General features: G+C 72.9%; 16 protein-coding genes. 5 read left to right on the top strand and 11 right to left on the bottom strand.

Features of this window, described 5'->3' with window-relative positions; genetic code table 11:
- Nucleotides 1-22 precede the first annotated feature (22 nt).
- From H958_RS0130130 to H958_RS0130115, 4 genes are all read left to right on the top strand, one after another.
- The gene (locus H958_RS0130130) at nt 23-409 is read left to right on the top strand and encodes an Rv0361 family membrane protein (protein WP_028061386.1); all 387 of its coding nucleotides are present in this window, start codon (nt 23-25) and stop codon (nt 407-409) included.
- Nucleotides 410-422: 13 nt separating this feature from the next.
- Nucleotides 423-668, top strand: coding sequence for a DUF2630 family protein (locus tag H958_RS0130125; protein ID WP_028061385.1), 246 nt, complete (start codon nt 423-425; stop codon nt 666-668).
- Entirely contained in the window at nt 665-1519 is an 855-nt protein-coding gene (locus H958_RS0130120) for an LLM class flavin-dependent oxidoreductase (protein ID WP_028061384.1), read from the top strand. Before H958_RS0130125 ends, H958_RS0130120 begins: the two co-directional genes overlap by 4 nt.
- 64 nt (nt 1520-1583) lie before the next feature.
- The gene (locus tag H958_RS0130115) at nt 1584-2468 is read left to right on the top strand and encodes a carbohydrate kinase family protein (RefSeq protein ID WP_081686434.1); all 885 of its coding nucleotides are present in this window, start codon (nt 1584-1586) and stop codon (nt 2466-2468) included.
- Here H958_RS0130115 and iolD read toward each other — a convergent pair.
- The 6 genes from iolD to H958_RS0130085 are packed head-to-tail and all read right to left on the bottom strand — an operon-like array spanning nt 2422 to nt 9263.
- Complete coding sequence (gene iolD / locus H958_RS0130110; RefSeq protein ID WP_037412081.1) at nt 2422-4317, bottom strand: 3D-(3,5/4)-trihydroxycyclohexane-1,2-dione acylhydrolase (decyclizing); 1896 nt, start codon at nt 4315-4317, stop codon at nt 2422-2424. The genes H958_RS0130115 and iolD overlap by 47 nt on opposite strands.
- Nucleotides 4317-5285, bottom strand: a complete 969-nt coding sequence (gene iolG / locus H958_RS0130105; protein WP_028061381.1) for an inositol 2-dehydrogenase — start codon at nt 5283-5285, stop codon at nt 4317-4319. Before iolG ends, iolD begins: the two co-directional genes overlap by 1 nt.
- Entirely contained in the window at nt 5282-6421 is a 1140-nt protein-coding gene (locus H958_RS0130100) for a Gfo/Idh/MocA family protein (protein WP_037412078.1), read from the bottom strand. The genes iolG and H958_RS0130100 overlap by 4 nt, the downstream gene beginning before the upstream one ends.
- Nucleotides 6418-7197 (bottom strand): ATP-binding cassette domain-containing protein, encoded by a 780-nt coding sequence (locus H958_RS0130095; protein ID WP_028061379.1) that lies wholly within the window; start codon nt 7195-7197, stop codon nt 6418-6420. Before H958_RS0130095 ends, H958_RS0130100 begins: the two co-directional genes overlap by 4 nt.
- The gene (locus H958_RS0130090; protein WP_051325011.1) at nt 7194-8252 is read right to left on the bottom strand and encodes an ABC transporter permease; all 1059 of its coding nucleotides are present in this window, start codon (nt 8250-8252) and stop codon (nt 7194-7196) included. Before H958_RS0130090 ends, H958_RS0130095 begins: the two co-directional genes overlap by 4 nt.
- The gene (locus tag H958_RS0130085) at nt 8253-9263 is read right to left on the bottom strand and encodes a sugar ABC transporter substrate-binding protein (protein ID WP_028061377.1); all 1011 of its coding nucleotides are present in this window, start codon (nt 9261-9263) and stop codon (nt 8253-8255) included.
- 79 nt (nt 9264-9342) lie between these two features.
- Here H958_RS0130085 and H958_RS0130080 point away from each other — a divergent pair, with 79 nt between their 5' ends.
- The gene (locus H958_RS0130080) at nt 9343-10344 is read left to right on the top strand and encodes a LacI family DNA-binding transcriptional regulator (RefSeq protein WP_037412333.1); all 1002 of its coding nucleotides are present in this window, start codon (nt 9343-9345) and stop codon (nt 10342-10344) included.
- A 668-nt stretch (nt 10345-11012) separates the two neighbouring features.
- Here the strand turns inward: H958_RS0130080 and H958_RS41385 are convergent.
- The 5 genes from H958_RS41385 to H958_RS0130055 all read right to left on the bottom strand — a co-directional run bounded on the left by H958_RS41385 (nt 11013) and on the right by H958_RS0130055 (nt 16221).
- Complete coding sequence (locus H958_RS41385) at nt 11013-11942, bottom strand: LacI family DNA-binding transcriptional regulator (RefSeq protein ID WP_196807636.1); 930 nt, start codon at nt 11940-11942, stop codon at nt 11013-11015.
- A gap of 115 nt (nt 11943-12057) precedes the next feature.
- Complete coding sequence (locus tag H958_RS0130070; RefSeq protein ID WP_028061375.1) at nt 12058-13566, bottom strand: CoA-acylating methylmalonate-semialdehyde dehydrogenase; 1509 nt, start codon at nt 13564-13566, stop codon at nt 12058-12060.
- Nucleotides 13563-14390 (bottom strand): 5-deoxy-glucuronate isomerase, encoded by an 828-nt coding sequence (gene iolB / locus H958_RS0130065; RefSeq protein ID WP_028061374.1) that lies wholly within the window; start codon nt 14388-14390, stop codon nt 13563-13565. The genes H958_RS0130070 and iolB overlap by 4 nt, the downstream gene beginning before the upstream one ends.
- On the bottom strand, nt 14366-15313 hold the full coding sequence (gene iolC / locus H958_RS0130060) for a 5-dehydro-2-deoxygluconokinase (protein WP_028061373.1): 948 nt from the start codon (nt 15311-15313) through the stop codon (nt 14366-14368). Before iolC ends, iolB begins: the two co-directional genes overlap by 25 nt.
- Nucleotides 15310-16221: a TIM barrel protein gene (locus tag H958_RS0130055; protein WP_051325009.1), complete on the bottom strand. Its 912-nt coding sequence runs from the start codon at nt 16219-16221 to the stop codon at nt 15310-15312. Before H958_RS0130055 ends, iolC begins: the two co-directional genes overlap by 4 nt.
- Nucleotides 16222-16270 lie beyond the last annotated feature (49 nt).

Below are 16270 nucleotides of genomic sequence, written 5' to 3'. Positions count from 1 at the left end.
GCACCCATTCTATGCTGCGGCTGTGCGCCGCCCGGTTGTCGCGCTCCTGCTGGCTTCAGCGGCGCTCGCCGGCTGTGGTGGCGGCCCGACGGACGAGGAGCAGGTCCGTGCGACCGTTGACGCGTTCAGCAAGGCCACCGCGGCCAAGGACTACGACAAGATGTGCAAGCAGCTGCTGGCGCCGAAGCTGCTCGAGCAGGTGCGCCAGGCCGGCCTGCCCTGCGAGGCCGCCCTGTCGAAGGGGCTGGGCAGCGTGGAGGATCCGAAGCTGACGGTCGGCAGGATCACCGTCGACGGCGACAGCGCGACCGCCGACGTGCGCACCTCCGCGCGCGGCGAGCCGCCTTCGCGCGACACGCTGCGGCTGACCAAGATCGACGGCCGCTGGCGGATCGCTTCGCTCGGGTGACAGGATCCAAGGCATGGCTGACGAGCAGATCTTCGATCGCATCGACGCGCTGGTGAAAGAGGAGCACGACCTCCAGCACCGCGCAGAGAACTCCCAGGGGCTCGACGAGGACGCGCACGCGCGCATGAAGGAGGTGGAGGTCCAGCTCGATCAGTGCTGGGACCTCCTGCGCCGGCGGCGCGCGCGCCGCAGCGCCGGGCAAGACCCCGACGACGCCCAGGTGCGCTCGGGCGACACCGTGGAGCATTACCTGCAGTGACGCGGCTCGGCGCCTTCGTCGTCCCCGTCGCGGGTGAGCTCGAAGGCGTTCTCGCCCAGGTCCAGGCCGCCGAGGAGGGCGGGCTGGACCTGATCGGGATCCAGGACCACCCGTACCAGCGGCGCTTCCTGGACACCTTCTCGCTGATCCCGTTCCTGGCGGCGCGGACCACGCGCGTGCGGCTCTTCCCCGACGTCGCGAACCTGCCGCTCCGGCATCCGGCGATGCTCGCCAAGCAGGCCGCGTCGCTCGACGTCCTGAGCGGCGGCCGGTTCGAGCTGGGCCTCGGGGCGGGCGCGTTCTGGGACGCGATCGCCGCGATGGGCGGCCCGCGGCTGGAGCCGAAGGCGTCCGTCGACGCGCTCGAAGAGGCGATCGCGATCCTGCGCGCATGCTGGAGCGGCGAGCGGACGGTCTCCTTCGCGGGCCGGCACTACACCGTCGAAGGCGTCCACCCGGGGCCGCCGCCGGTGCACGACATCGGCATCTGGCTCGGCGCCTACGGGCCGCGGATGCAGCGGATCGCCGGCCGGCTGGCCGACGGCTGGATCCCGAGCATCCCGCGCTTCCCGCTCGAGGAGCTGGCGGCCGCCCGCGCCCGGATCGACGCCGCGGCGGAGCGGGCAGGCCGCGATCCCGCCGCGATCACGCGGATCGCCAACGTCAACGGCGTGATCGCCGACGGCCCGGTCACCGGCTACCTGAAGGGGCCGCCGTCGCACTGGGTCGAGGAGCTCACGCGCCTGCGCGACGAGTTCGGCTTCGACGGCTTCGTGCTGTGGAGCGAGGGGGACATGATCGAGCAGATCGTCCGCTTCGCGGCCGAGGTCTGCCCCGCCCTGCGCGCCTGAGCGTTCCCGGCGAGCGGCTCGCACCGCTCGTGTACCGCCGCGGAACCTGATAGACGTCAGTCTCATGAGCGTCGACGTGGTCGTTGCCGTGCCCGCTTTCATGGACATGACCTTCGTCGGCCTGGAAGCGCTTCCGCACCTCGGCGAGGAGCGCTTCGCCGGCGACCTCGTGCGCTCACCCGGCGGCGGCGCGATCACGGCCATCGGCGCGGCGCGCCTGGGGCTCTCGACCGCCCTGGCGGCGCCGATCGCACCCGATCCCGCGGGGAACATGATCCGCGAGGTGCTGCACGAGGAGGGCGTCGCGATCGTCGGCGCGCCATGCCCGCGCACGCCGGTCACGATGGTGCTGCCGCTCGACGGCCAGCGCGCCATGGTCACCTTCGATCCCGGTGTGCGCGCCCGCGCCGCGGACGTCGCCGCGCTCGCCCCGCGCGCGGTCATCACCGGGCTGAGCCAGCTCGACGTCGTGCCGGACGGCGCCCGCGCCTACGTGAGCGTCGGGGACGACGACGCGCGCGCGTTCGCCGGCCGCCTGCCGGGCGACCTGGGGACCGCCGCCGGCATGCTCATCGACAGCCGCGAGAGCATGGTGCTCACCGGCGCCGGCACGCCCGAGGAGGCCGCCGAGGTGCTCGGGCGCACGGTCCCCGCCGCCGTCGTCGGCGTCGGGACCCGCGGCGCCGTCGCCGTGATCGACGGCCGCCGCGTGGACATCGAGGGCTTCGACGTCGGCGCCACCGTGGACCCGACCGGGACGAGCGACCTGTTCGTCGCCGCCTGGGCGTGGGGCGACGCCGGCGGGATGGCGCTCGAGGACTCGCTGCGGTGGGCCTCGCTCTACGCCGCCCTGTCGGTGCGGGTCCCGACGGGCGCCGCCGGGGCGACGGCGCTCGCAGAGTTCATCGAAGAGGGCTCGCGCCGCGGGCTGCCGCTTCCGCCGGAGTGAGGTAGGCCCGCTGCGCCGCCCGCGCGCGCTCGTAGGCCTCGCGCGCCGCGCGCACCCGCTCGTCGGTCGAGACCTCGGCGACCGGGACGTCCCACCAGCTCTCGTAGTCCGGCACGCCCGCGTAGCGGTCGGTCTCCACGTGGATCACGACCGGGCCGCGGACGTCGTGGCCGAGCGCCTCGCGCAGCTCCTCGACCGACCGCGCGCGGATCACGTGCGCCCCGAGCGACTCGGCGTTGGCGGCGAGGTCGAGCTCCAGCGCGCTCGTCTGATCGCCGTCGACCGCCGGCGCGGCGCCGCGGACGTAGCGCGTCCCGAACCCCTGGCCGCCGACCGAGCGCGAGAGCGCGCCGATCGACGCGTAGCCGTGGTTGTCGGCGAGCACGATCGTCATGTCGATGCCCTCGGCGACCGCGGTCACGAGCTCGCCGGGGAGCATCAGGTAGGAGCCGTCGCCGATCAGGACGATCACGCGGTACTCCGGCGAGGCGAGCTTGATGCCGATGCCGCCGGGGATCTCGTAGCCCATCGTCGAGTAGCCGTACTCGACGTGGTAGCCCTTGCCGTCCGGGTCGCGCGCCCGCCACAGCTTGTGCAGATCGCCCGGCGCCGAGCCCGCCGCGCACACGACCACGCCGAGCTCCCCGGCGGCGTCGTTGATCGCGCCGATCACCGACGCCTGCGACGGCAGCTCGCCGTCCCCCGGCGCCACCACGCGCTCGACCTCGGACGCGAACCCCGCCGCCTCGGCGGCCGCCCGCGCCTCCCAGTCGGGCTCGACGCGCTCGAGCACCTCGCGCAGCGCCTCGAGCGTGACCCGCGCGTCCGCCTGGAGCGCCAGTCCCGCGTGCTTGGAGGCATCGAGCGCGGCGACATTGATGTTCACGAAGCCCACGCCGGGGTCCTGGAAGGCCGACTTCGACGCGGTCGTGAAGTCGCTCCAGCGCGTCCCGATCCCGATCACGAGGTCGGCGTCGCGCGCGAGCCGGTTGGCCGCGCTCGTACCCGTCGCCCCGACGGCGCCGAGCGAGAGCGGGTGCGAGGACAGCAGCGCGCCGCGGCCCGCCATCGTCTCCGCCACGGGGATGCCGGTCGCGTTCACGAGCTCGGCCAGCGCCGCCGTCGCGCCCGAGTAGATCACGCCGCCGCCGGCGACGATCAGCGGCCGCCGCGCGGCGCGGATCAGCTCCGCCGCGCGCGCCAGCGCCTCCGGCGCCGGCGGCTGCCGGTAGACCGTCCACACGCGCGGCTCGAGGAACGCCTCGGGCACGTCGAACGCCTCGGCCTGCACGTCCTCGGGCAGCGCGAGGCAGACGGCGCCGGTCGCCGCCGGGTCGGTCAGCACCCGCATCGCCTCGAGCGCGGCCGAGATCAGCTGCTCGGGCCGCAGCACCCGGTCGAAGTAGCGCGTCACGGGGCGGAACGCGTCGTTGACCGACACCGTCCCGTCGCTCGGGACCTCGAGGCCCTGCAGGACCGGGTGCGGCGCGCGCGTGGCGAACGTGTCGCCGGGGAGGAGCAGCACGGGCAGCCGGTTGATCGTGGCCAGCGCGGCGCCCGTGACCATGTTGGTCGCGCCCGGGCCTACCGAGCTCGTGCACGCGAACGTCCCCAGCCGGTTGCGCTGGCGCGCGTAGCCGACGGCCGCGTGCACCATGCCCTGCTCGTTGCGCGCGAGGTGGTAGGGGAGCAGGTCGCGGTGCTGCTGCAGCGCCTGGCCGAGTCCGGCGACGTTGCCGTGGCCGAAGATCCCCCAGCAGCCGCCGAAGAACGGCGAGCGCTCGCCGTCGCGCTCGATCTGCTGGGCGGCGAGGAAGCGCACGAGCGCTTGGGCGACGGTCATTCTCATCAGGCGGGAACCTCTTCGATGCGGACGGGGCGCCCCTCGCGCAGCGAGCGCCAGGCGGCGAGGCCGATCACGAGCGGGGCGCGGGCGTCGGCGGCGGACACCGGCGGCGTCTCGCCCGCCCGCACGGCGGCGAGGAACGCTTCCCACTCGCGCACGTAGCTGGGGATGTAGCGGTCCAGGAAGAAGTAGGGGAGGGTGGGCAGGCTCGCGCCCTCCGCGGTATGGACGACGCCGGTGTGCGTCAGCGGGTTCTCCGACGCCGCCATGCCGAGCGGGCCGAACGCCTCGACGCGCTGGTCGAAGCCGTAGACGGCCTGGCGGCTGTTGTCGATCGTGGTCAGGCAGCCGTCCTCGTGCGTGAGCAGCACGACCGCGGTGTCGACGTCGCCGGCGTCCTCGAAGGACGGCTCGACGCGCACCGCCCCGCGCGCGTAGACCTCGACGACCTCGGACCCGGTCACGAAGCGCGCCATGTCGAAGTCGTGGATCGTCATGTCGAGGAAGATGCCACCCGACACGCGCACGTAGTCCAGCGGCGGCGGCGCAGGGTCGCGGCTCGAGATCCGCACGAGCTGCGGCTCGCCGATGCGCCCGCCGAGCACCGCGTCGCGGACGGCCCCGTGCGCGGGGTCGAAGCGGCGGTTGAAGCCGATGCCGAACGGGACGCCGGCCTCCTCGACGGCGGCCAGCGCGCGGTCGAGCTCGGCAAGGTCGAGCGAGACGGGCTTCTCGCAGAAGATCGCCTTGCCGGCGCGGGCCGCGGCGACGATCAGGTCCGCATGCGTGTCCGTGCTCGTGCAGATCGCGATCACGTCGGAGAGCTCGAAGAGATCTTCGACGGCCCCGACGGTCGCAAGCGTCGGATCGACGTCAAAGGTCCCGGCCAGCTCGGCGCCCGCGACGCGATGCGCGAGCAGGTCGGCGTGCAGGCGGCCGATCCGGCCGGCTCCGAGAACTCCCACCCTCATAGCGGCGCGACCTCCTCCCAGCGCCCGGTGCGCGCCGACTGCAGCAGCGCGGACTGGACGGCGACCCAGCGGACGGCGTCCGCGAACGACGGCGTGTGCGGACGGCCCGACGCCACCGAGGCACAGAACTCGTAGTCCTCGATCGTCACGAGGTCCTCGTAGCCGATCCCGTTCGCGCTGCCCGGCGCGAAGCGGCCGTGGTGCGGGAAGCGCTCCCCGCCGAAGACCGTCGTGTAGCCAGATCCGGGATCGTCGGTGACGCGGTAGAGCTGCAGCTCGTTGAGCCGCTCGAGGTTCCAGCCGAGCGCCCCGCGCGTGCCGTGGACGTCGAAGGCCATCTGGCTCTCCGGCCCGATCATCGTGCGGCTGGCCTCGAAGCTGCCGCGCGCGCCGTTCTCGAACTCGACCAGCATCGCGGCGTAGTCCTCGTTGACGACCGGTCCGCGCGGATCGCCGGGCCGCCCGCGGCCGTAGTGCGATCCGTTCCCGAGCGGCCGTTCCGGGATGAACGTCGCCGTCGTGCCGACCACGCGCGCGATCGGCCCGGCGAGCATGTGCGCCAGGTCGACGGCGTGCGAGAGCAGGTCGCTGGTCACCCCGAGCCCCTCCTGGAAGCGCCACGACAGGACGCCCAGCGGGTCGGACCCGTACATCGAGAAGAAGCGGCCGCGGTAGTTCGTCAGCTCGCCGAGCTCGCCGTCGCGGATGAGGCCGGCGGCGTAGCGGATCAGCGGCGCCCAGCGGTAGTTGTAGCCCACGCCGGTGATCACGTCTCGGGCCGCGGAGTGGGCGCGCACGGTCTCCTCGGGCGAGGCGCCGACCGGCTTCTCGCAGAAGACGTGCTTGCCCGCCGCCGCGGCGGCCTCGATCATCTCCAGGTGCAGGGCGTTGGGCGCGGCGATGACGACGACGTCGACGTCAGGCGCGTCCACCACCTCGTGCCAGTCGGTCGCGCCGCGCGCGTAGCCGAAGTCGCGCACCGCCTCCTCGACCTTCGCCGGCACGGCGTCGCTGCAGGCGACGAGCACGGGATCGAACTCGCGCTCCCCGAACAGGGTGCGGATGCGCAGCATCGAGCGGCTGTGCGCCTGGCCGAGCCAGCCGAAGCCGATCAGCCCGATCCCCAGCCGCCTCACGAGGGCGCACGCTCCAGCTCGTGCGCCAGTGCCTCGAGCTCCGCGCCGCCGGCCATCATCTTGATCAGCTCGTCCCGGCTGATGTCGGCCTTGGGACCGTCGGCCATCACCCGGCCGCGGTTGAGCACCACGAAGTGGTCGCCCACCGGGTACGCGTGATGTGGGTTGTGGGTGATGAAGATCACGCCGACGCCGCGGTCGCGCGCCTGGGCGACGTAGCGCAGGACGACGCCGGACTGCTTGACGCCCAGCGCCGAGGTCGGCTCGTCGAGGATCAGCACCTTGGCGCCGAAGTAGACGGCGCGGGCGATCGAGACGGCTTGGCGCTCGCCGCCTGACAGCGTCCCGACGGGCTGCTCGGGGTCGCGGACCTCGATGCCCATCTTGCTCATCTCGTCGTGCATCACCGTCTGCGCCTTCCTGACGTCGATGCGGCGCAGCGGGCCCGCGCCCTTCGTCGGCTCCGAGCCGAGGAAGAAGTTGCGCCAGATCGACATCAACGGCACCGTCGCGAGGTCCTGGAACACGGTGGCGATGCCGCGCTCGCGCGCCTCGCGCGGCGAGTGGAAGCGGACGGGCTCGCCGTCCCACAGCACCTCGCCCTCGTCCTGCAGGTGCACGCCCGAGAGGATCTTGATGAACGTCGACTTGCCGGCGCCGTTGTCGCCCAGCACGCACGTCACCGAGCCGGCGTCGACGTGACAGGAGACGTCCTGGATCGCCGTCACGTTGCCGAAGCGCTTCGTGACGTCCTTGACCTCCAGCAACGGCGTCATCTCCGCGCTCCTTCCGCGCTGCGGCGCACGAGGTTGTTGATCAGCACCGCGGCGAGCAGGATCACGCCGAGGAACAGGAAGCGCCAGTCGGTGTTCCAGCCGCTGAACTGGATCCCGATGAACGCCATGCCGACGATCAGCGCGCCGAGCGTCGCCCCGATCGCCGAGCCGAACCCGCCGGTGAGCAGGCAGCCGCCGACGACCGCGGCGATGATGTAGGTGAACTCCTCGCCGACGCCCTGGCTGGCCTGGGTGGAGCCGAGGCGCAGCGCGATCATGATGCCCGTCAGCGCGCTGGCGAAGGCGGTGAACATGAACAGCCCGACCTTCACGCGCTCGACCGGCACGCCGACGTTGCGGGCGGCGTTCGCGTCACCGCCGACGCCGAAGATCCAGTTGCCGACCCGCGCCCGCGCGAGCACCCACGTGGCCAGCGCGGTGACGGCGATCCACCACAGCACCGTGACGCGGAAGTCGTGCGGGCTCCAGAACGAGCCGCCGAAGACCTTGTTCGTGCTCGTGTAACCCGGCTCGCCCGCGAGTCCCGTCACGAGCACCGTGCCCGTGATCGCCTTGGTCACGCCCAGGTTGACGCCTTGCAGGATGAAGAACGTCGCGAGCGTGACGATGAAGCTCGGCAGCTTGGTCTTGACGACCATGTAGCCGTTGATGAAGCCGATGCCCATCGCGGCCGCCAGCGTCAGCACGATCGCGAGCCACATGTTGAGGCCGAGCTTGGTCGCGAGGATGCCCATCAGCAGGCCGGCGCTGCCGGTCATCACGCCGGCCGACAGGTCGAACTCGCCGCCGATCATCAGCAGCGCGACGGCGACCGCCGGGATCCCGATCGTGGACGCGACGTCGGTCCAGTTCGAGATCCCGTCGAGCGTCATGAACTGCGTCGTCGTGACGGCGAAGAACAGCGCCACCGCGACGGCCCCGATGAGGGCGCCGAGCTCCGGCCGGCGAAGCAGCTTCGTCGTGAAGCTGACGTTCGCCAGCCGGTCGTCGACGACCGACGCCGGAGCGGGCGGGGGTGAGGCGGTGGCGGCCACTCAGCGGGTCCCGGACGCCGCCAGCTGCTGGACCTTCGCCGCGTTGGCCTTGTCGACGAAGCCCGGGCCGGTGAGCACCGGCTGGCCGCCGCCGACCGTGTTGGCGTTGGTCTTGTACAGCGTCAGGAAGACGACCGGCAGGTAGCCCTGGAGATACTGCTGCTGGTCGACCGCGAACTGGATGCCGCCCGCCTGGATCGCCTTCACGACGTCGCCGGAGAGGTCGAAGGTCGCGAGCTTGGCCTGGCTGTTGGCGCCCTTGATCGCCGTGTCGGCGGCGGTCGCGATGTCCGGGTTGAGGGCCATCACGTAGTCGTAGGACTTGTCGGCCTGGAGCTTGGACTTGATCTCCGTCTGCGTGGTCGAGATGTCCGCGGTGCCCTTCACCTGGAGGTTGTCGACCGGTCCGCCGAAGCCCTTCTTGACGCCGTCGCAGCGCTGATTGAGGCCGATGTTGCCCTGTTCGTGGATGATGCAGAGCACCTTCTTCGCGCCTTCGGACTTGATCCGCGCGCCGGCCGCCTGACCGGCGATCGTCTCGTCCTGGCCGACGTGCGTGATCGCGCCGAGCTCCTTCGAGACGTCCGAGCCGGAGTTGAGCGTGATGATCGGGATGCCGGCCGCCTTGGCCTTCTGGAGCGAGCCCTTGATCGCGTCCGGGTTCGGGGCCGAGACGGCGAGGCCGTCGACCTTCTCGGAGACGGCGGCGTCGATCATCTGCGCCTGCGCCTGCGGGTCGTTGTTGGACTCGGTGTACTTGAGCGTGACGCCCTCGTCCTTGGCCGCCTGCTCCGCGCCCTTCTTGACGACCGACCAGAAGGAGCCTGCGTCGCCGTGGGTGACCATCGCGATCGTGATGTCGCGCTTGGCCGTCAGATCGACTTCGTCCTTCGATCCGGACGAGCCGCTGCTGCTGCCATTGCCGCCGCCACCGCCGCACGCTGCCACGAGCCCGACCGTGAGGGCGGCGAGCAGCAGCGCGAAGGCGCTACGCAGGCGAGTGCTGGTCATTGACCTCTCCTCTCAGACGTTGGAGCGCGACAAGAACGATTAGAGCGCTCTAACCGCTGGGAGTATGCTTCGCCGCGGCATGGCTGTCAAGAGCAGGCACCCCACCATGGAGGACGTCGCGCAGGCCGCCGGCGTCTCGCGCGCGCTGGTGTCGCTGGTGATGCGGGGGAGCCCGAAGGTGAGCGCCGAGCGACGCGGGCGCGTGCTCTCCGCTGCATCGGAGCTCGGGTACCGCCCGAACGCGATGGCGCGCTCGCTGGTCGAGCGCCGGACGCGCACGATCGGCGTGCTGCTCAACGACCTGCACAACCCGTTCTTCGCCGAGATCGCCTCGGGCGTGGAGGAGCTGGCGTCCGAGCTCGACTACCGCGTGCTGTTGTCGACCGGCGGCCGCGAGCCCCGGCGCGAGCGCGCGATGCTCGAGGCGCTGCTCGAGTACCGGACCGACGGGATCATCGTCGTCTCGCCGCGGCTGCGGTCGCACGACCTGGCCGCCGCGGCGCGGGTCGCGCCGGTGGTCGCGATCTCCCGGCTCGTGCGCGATCCGGCGGTCGACTGCGTGATCACCGACGAGGCGCTCGGCGCGCGGCTCGCGGTCGAGCACCTCGCAGGGCTGGGGCACGAGCGCATCGTGCACGTCGACGGCGGCGAGGAGGCGTCGTCGGCCGGCCGCCGGCGCGGGTACGTGCGCGAGATGCGAGCGCTCGGCCTCGAGCCGGTCGTGCTCGCGGGCGAGTTCACGGACGTCGGCGGCGTCGACGCCGCGGAGCGGCTGCTTGCCGGCGGGACGCTTCCGACCGCGGTGTTCGCGGGCAACGACCTCCAGGCCGCGGGCGTCCTGGACCGGCTCGAGGACGAGGGCGTCCGCGTGCCGGAGGACGTCTCGATCGTCGGGTTCGACAACACCTTCCTCGCCGCCCTGCACCACATGTCGCTGACGACGATCGACCAGCCGCGGCGCGAGATGGGCAGGCTCGCGCTCCAGCTCGTGCTCGAGCGCATCGACGGGCGGCGCGAGCAGTCGGTGCGGCTGACGGCGCCGACGCTCGTGGTGCGCAACACGTCGGGGCCGGCGCCATGACGCGGCTCGCGCTCCGCGGCGCCGCGCTCGCGCCGATCCTGGTGGCGCTGCTCCTGCTGGCTTCCCGTACCGGCGCAGTCGGCCCCACCCTCCTGACCGTCGAGGGAGGCCGCGCCGAGCACGCGACCGGCTTCGCGCTCCGCGACGAGACGGTGCTCACCGTCGCCCACGCGCTTGAAGGTCCGGTCAGGGTCGACGGGCGCCCCGCCACGGTCATCCGCCGCGACGACGACGCCGACCTCGCGCTCCTGCACGTGCCGGGGCTGGAGGCGAAGCCGCTGCGGATCGGCGACACGCCCACGCTGACCGCGAGCGTCGACGGAGCCCGGCGAGACGTGATCGCGCTCGACCGCGAGGTCCGCCCCGGCGACTCCGGCACGCCGGTGATCCGCGGCGGCCGCCTGATCGGCGTGATCTTCGCGCGCTCCGCCACGCGCCCGCACACCGCCTACGCCGTCGCGGGCGGCTCGCTGCGTCAGATCACGGTGAGCCGGGGGATCCGGCGCGACGCGATACCAGCGCAGTTCGCCGGTCCCGGACGTCGGCGGCGCGGAGACCCCGCAAGCGTCGCGGGTAAGGGATGCGGGTCTGTCTCGCCCACCGGCGTCATCCTCGGGCGAGCCGGACTGCTCGCGACGCGGCGCTCCCCGTCACGGCCGCCCCGCGGGTCAGGGGGCTCGAGAGGCGCGGGCCGCGCGCGGGGCGTGGCTCGCGGAGGAGCTGCGGATCTCCAGGTGCGGCGTGACGGTGTGCAGGGCCGGCGGCGCGCCGGGCGCCTCGCGCCGCGCGTCGAGCGCCTCGACCGCGAGCCGCCCCATCCGATGCCGCGGCTGGTCGACCGACGTGAGCGCGATGTGGCGGATCGACGCGAGGTACGTGTTGTCGTACCCGACGAGCGAGACGTCGCCGGGGACCGACAGGCCCGCCTCCTCGATCGCGGTCAGCGCGCCTAGCGCGGCGAGGTCGTTGCACGCGAAGATCGCCGTCGGGCGGCCGTTCGCCAGCAGCCGCTGCGCGCCGCGATAGCCGCCCTCGTCGGTCACGTCGCCGTCCGCGATCAGCGCCTCGAGGCCATGGCGCGCGATCGCGGACTCGTAGCCTGCGCGCCGCTCCTGCGTGCCCGCGGCCGCGATGTGCGCGATGCGCTCGTGCCCGAGCTCGGCGAGGTGGGCGACGGCCAGCTCGGCCCCGAGCGCGTCGTCGTTGACGACGACGTCGACGTGCTCCGCGCGCGTGGCGACCACGACGGTCGGGACCGCCGCCGCGACGTCCTCGATCCCCGGCAGCCGGGGGGAGAGGAGCACGAGCCCGTCGACGTCCTGCTGCAGGAACGCCTCGACGGTCTCGGCCTCCTCGGCCGGGTCGCGCCGGCCCGTGCCGAGCACGATCCGCAGGCCGCGCTCCTGCGCCTCGGCCTGCAGCCCGTCGATCACCTCCGCGAAGAACGGGTTGTGCAGATCCGAGACGAGCACGCCGAGCGTGCGCGTGCGGCGCTCGACGAGGCTGCGGGCGACGAGGTTGGGGCGGTAGCCAAGCTCCGCCGCGGCCTGCAGCACGGCGGCGCGGCGCGCCTCCGAGACGTTCGGCGCGCCGCGCATGACGAGCGAGACGAGCGACTTGGAGACGCCCGCCCGCTCGGCGACGGCGTTGATCGTGGGCCGGGTTCTCAGCCCGGAACCCCCGAGGCATCCACGACGATCGGGGCTTCCGGGCTCAGGTCTGGGTGGGGAAGCCGAGGTTGACGCCGGCGTGGCTGGGATCCGGCCAGCGCGTCGTGACGACCTTGCCGCGCGTGTAGAAGCGCACGCCGTCCGGGCCGTGCACGTGCAGGTCGCCGAACAGCGAGCTCTTCCAGCCGCCGAAGGAGTGGTAGGCCATCGGCACGGGGATCGGCACGTTGACGCCGACCATGCCCGCGGTCACCTCCTGCTCGAAGCGGCGGGCGGCGCCGCCGTCGCAGGTGAAGATCGCGGCGCCGTTGCCGTACGGGTTCTCGTTGACGAGCTCGACGGCCTCCGGGTAGCTGCCGGCGCGGACGACGACGAGCACGGGGCCGAAGATCTCCTCGTCGTAGACGCGCATACCGGGCTTGACCTCGTCGAACACGCACGGGCCGAGGAAGTAGCCGTCCTCGTGGCCCTCGACCGACAGACCGCGGCCGTCGACGCGCAGCTTGGCGCCCTCCTCCACGCCGGCGTCGACCAGGCCCGAGACCTTCTCGTAGTGGGCCTTGGAGACGAGCGGGCCCATCTCGGACGCGGGGTCGGTGCCAGGGCCGACCTTGAGCTTGGCGATGCGCTCCTCGATCTTGCCGAGCAGCGGCTCGGCGACGTCGCCGACCGTGACGGCGACCGACACCGCCATGCAGCGCTGACCGGCGGAGCCGTAGGCGGCGCTCACCAGGCCGTCGGCGGCGAGGTCGAGGTCGGCGTCGGGGAGCACGATCGCGTGGTTCTTCGCGCCGCCCAGCGCCTGGACGCGCTTGCCGCTCGCGGTGCCGGTCTCGTAGATGTACTTCGCGACGGGCGTGCTGCCGACGAAGCTGACGGCGTCGATCTGCGGGTGCGTGAGGATGGCGTCGACCGCCTCCTTGTCGCCGTGCACGACGGAGAACACGCCGTCGGGCAGCCCGGCCTCCTTGAGCAGTCGGGCGATCACGAGGCTCGCCGACGGGTCCTGCTCGGACGGCTTGAGGATGAAGCTGTTCCCGCACGCGATCGCGATCGGGATCATCCACAGCGGCACCATCATCGGGAAGTTGAACGGCGTGATCCCGGCCGCGACGCCGACGGGCGTGCGCATCGAATGCGAGTCGACGCCGCCGGAGACGCTCGGCGTGTTCTCGCCCTTGAGCAGGTGCGCCAGCCCGCAGGCGAACTCGACGACCTCCTGGCCGCGGGTGATCTCGCCCATCGCGTCGGAGAGGACCTTCCCGTGCTCGCGCGTGACGATCTCGGCAAGCTCCTGCTTGGCGTTGTTGAGGCGCTCGCGGAAGGCGAACATGACCTGCGTGCGCTTGGTGAGGCTGGCGGCGCCCCACTCGCGCTGGGCGCGGACCGCCGCCTGGACGGCGCGGTCGACGTCGTCCGCGGTCGCGAACGGGACGCGGGCGACGAGGCGGCCGGTCGCGGACTCGGTCACGTCGCCGTAGCGCTCGGCGGGGCGGTCGTCGGGTCCGCCGGCGATCCAGTGGGTCAGCTGCGTCGCGGTCGCTGTGGTCATCTCGGGCTCCTGTCGGAGGTCATCGGGAGGCGCGGGTCGGTCTCCATGCCGGCCCACGCGTCGCGCAGCCAGTGGTGCGCGGGGTCATCTGAGTATGCGAGGCTCGGTTCGCCGGGGCCTGCCAGGACGTTGAGGTAGTAGAGATCGTGCCCCGGGGCGGCGATGCACGGGCCGTGGTAGCCGCGGGGGACGAGGAACGCGTCGCCGCTCGTGACGACGACCGTCTCGTCGATGCCGGCGTCCGCGGTGTAGGTGCGGTGGATGCCGTACCCGTTCTCGCCGCGGACCTCGAAGTAGTAGATCTCCTCGAGCTCGGCCTCCCCGGTTCCCGCCGTCGCGTCGTCGTGCTTGTGCGGGGGATAGGAGGACCAGTTGCCCTCGGGCGTGAGGACCTCGACGCAGACCAGGCGGTCCGCGGGGAACTCGCCGGGGCCGAGGAAGTTGTTCAGCTGTCGCGTGCAGGTGCCGGCGCCGCGGATCTCGACCGACACCTCGTGCGCCGGGCCGTACGCGGGCTCGAGGCGGCGGCGGGCGGGGGCGTGGGCGAGGGCGAAGCGCCCGGTCCCGTCGAGGCGGAACTCGCTGTCGCGCGGGACGTAGGCGAAGTCGGAGACCTCGGTGAAGACCGACTCGCGGCCCTGCAGCGTGAACGTCTCGCCCTCGGTCTCGACGCTGCCGTGACCGGCGAGCGGGAGGATCGCGTACTCGTCCTCGCCGGTTGTCACGCTGATCGGCTCGCCGAGCGTGACGATCCGCAGGCCGGTGTAGGTCCAGCCGGCCGACTGCGGCGTGATCTCGGTCACACCTTTGAGGTGCAGATGCACTCGACCTCCTCGAGCGTCGGCATGGCGTCGGCGCACAGCAGCCGCGAGGCCACGATGGCCCCCGCGGCGTTGGCGAAGCGCAGTGTGCGCTCGAGCGGCCAGCCTGACAGCAGGCCGTGGCACAGCGCGCCGCCGAACGCGTCGCCGGCCCCGAGGCCGCAGACGACGTCGACGGGCACGGGCGCGACCTCGACGACCTCGCCGTCGGCGGTCGCGCCGAGGACGCCCTTCGGGCCCTGCTTGACGATCGCCGTGCGCGGGCCGAGGGCGAGCAGGCGCTCGGCCTGCTCGCGCGGGGAGCCGGGGCCGACCGCGACGGCCGCCTCGGACTGGTTGCCGACGACGACGTCGGCTCGCTTGACGGCCTCGGCGGCCCAGTGCTCGTGGTGCTCGCCGTCGGGCCAGAGCATCGGGCGGTCGTCCATGTCGTGCACGGCGAAGGCGGCGGTCTCGAGCGCGGTCAGCACAGCTTCGCGAGACGGCTCGCGGCTCAGGCCCGTGCCCGTGGTCCACACGAGTCCGGCCTGTTGCAGCGCCGGCCTGTCCAGCTCGGCGGCTTCGATGCTGAGGTCCGGCGCGGTCGGGTTGCGGTAGAAGAGCAGCGGGAAGTCGTCGGGCGGGAAGATCTCGCAGAACGTCACGGGCGTCTGGAGGCTCGGATCGGTGCCGACCCAGCGCGCGTCGACGCCGAAGCCCTCGAGCGCCTGGCGGACGTAGGGCGCGAACGCGTCGTCGCCGACCTTCGTGATCACCGCGGTGCGGCGGCCGAGCCGCGCGGCGGCGACGGCGACGTTGGTCGCGGTGCCGCCGAGTCCCTTGGCGAAGGAGGTGACGTCGGCGAGCGGCACGCCGATCTGCTCGGGGTAGAGGTCGACGCCGATGCGGCCGATCGTGATGATCTCGGGGACGGCGCCCGCGGTCATCGCGCGGCCCCTTCGAGGACGCCCGCCAGGTACTCCGCGCTCGCGCGCACTTCCGCCGCTGGACCCGCTCCCGCGGCCGGCTCGCCCGCGAGCATCACGTCCTGCTCGAGCACGTACCAGCCGGCGTAGCCGTGGCGCTCGAGCGCGCGGACCATGCGCGGCACGTCGACCGCGCCCTGTCCGAGCGGGCAGTAGAGCCCCTGGCGCACGGCGTCGGAGTACGCGACGGCGCCGGCGCGGACGGCGGCGCACAGCTCGCCGTCGACGTCCTTGAGGTGCACGTGCTCGACGCGGTCGCCCGCGGCCTCGGCCAGCGCGACCGGATCGGCGCCGCCGACCATCAGGTGCCCGGTGTCCAGACACAGCGCGATCGAGCTGCCCTCCAGCACGCGGTCGACGTCCGCCTGGCTCTCGATCACCGTGCCCATGTGCGGGTGCAGCACGGCGCGCACCCCGTGGTGGGCGGCGCGCGCGGCGCCTTCGTCGAGGGCGCCGAGGAGCGTCGCCCACTGCTCGCTGGTCAGCTCGGGCCGCGAGTCGTAGTCGTCCGCGCCCGCGATCGCCGCCACGACCGCGATGCCGGCGCCGGCCGCCGCGAGGCGCGCCGCGGCGCGCTCGATCTCGTCAGCCCCGCCCGGCTCGTGCAGCACGGCGGGAACGAACGCGCCGACGAGGCTGAGGTCATGCGCCGCGAGCGTCCCGCGCGGGTCGTCGGGCAGGAACCCCTCGGGCCCGGCCTCGGTCGCGGCCGGGCCGGCGGCGCGCAACTCCGCGAGCACGCGATCGGGCTCCATCTGATGGCCCCAGCCCGGGACCTCGCACACGCCCCACGAGATGGGCGCGGCGGCGATCCGGCTCCAGGCCGCGCGTACGTCGGCCCCGGACGCGGCGCTCTGGGTCGTAGACACGGTCTCCTCCGGCGATTGGAACGTTCCAACCAGCGTAGTCGGGGTGTCA

Origin of the sequence: Candidatus Solirubrobacter pratensis (assembly GCF_000425945.1) — a bacterium.
GTDB classification, from domain to species: Bacteria; Actinomycetota; Thermoleophilia; order Solirubrobacterales; family Solirubrobacteraceae; genus Solirubrobacter; species Solirubrobacter pratensis.
The sequence above is the reverse complement of the archived record's forward strand: the minus strand, read 5'-3'. Positions and strand labels throughout refer to the sequence as shown.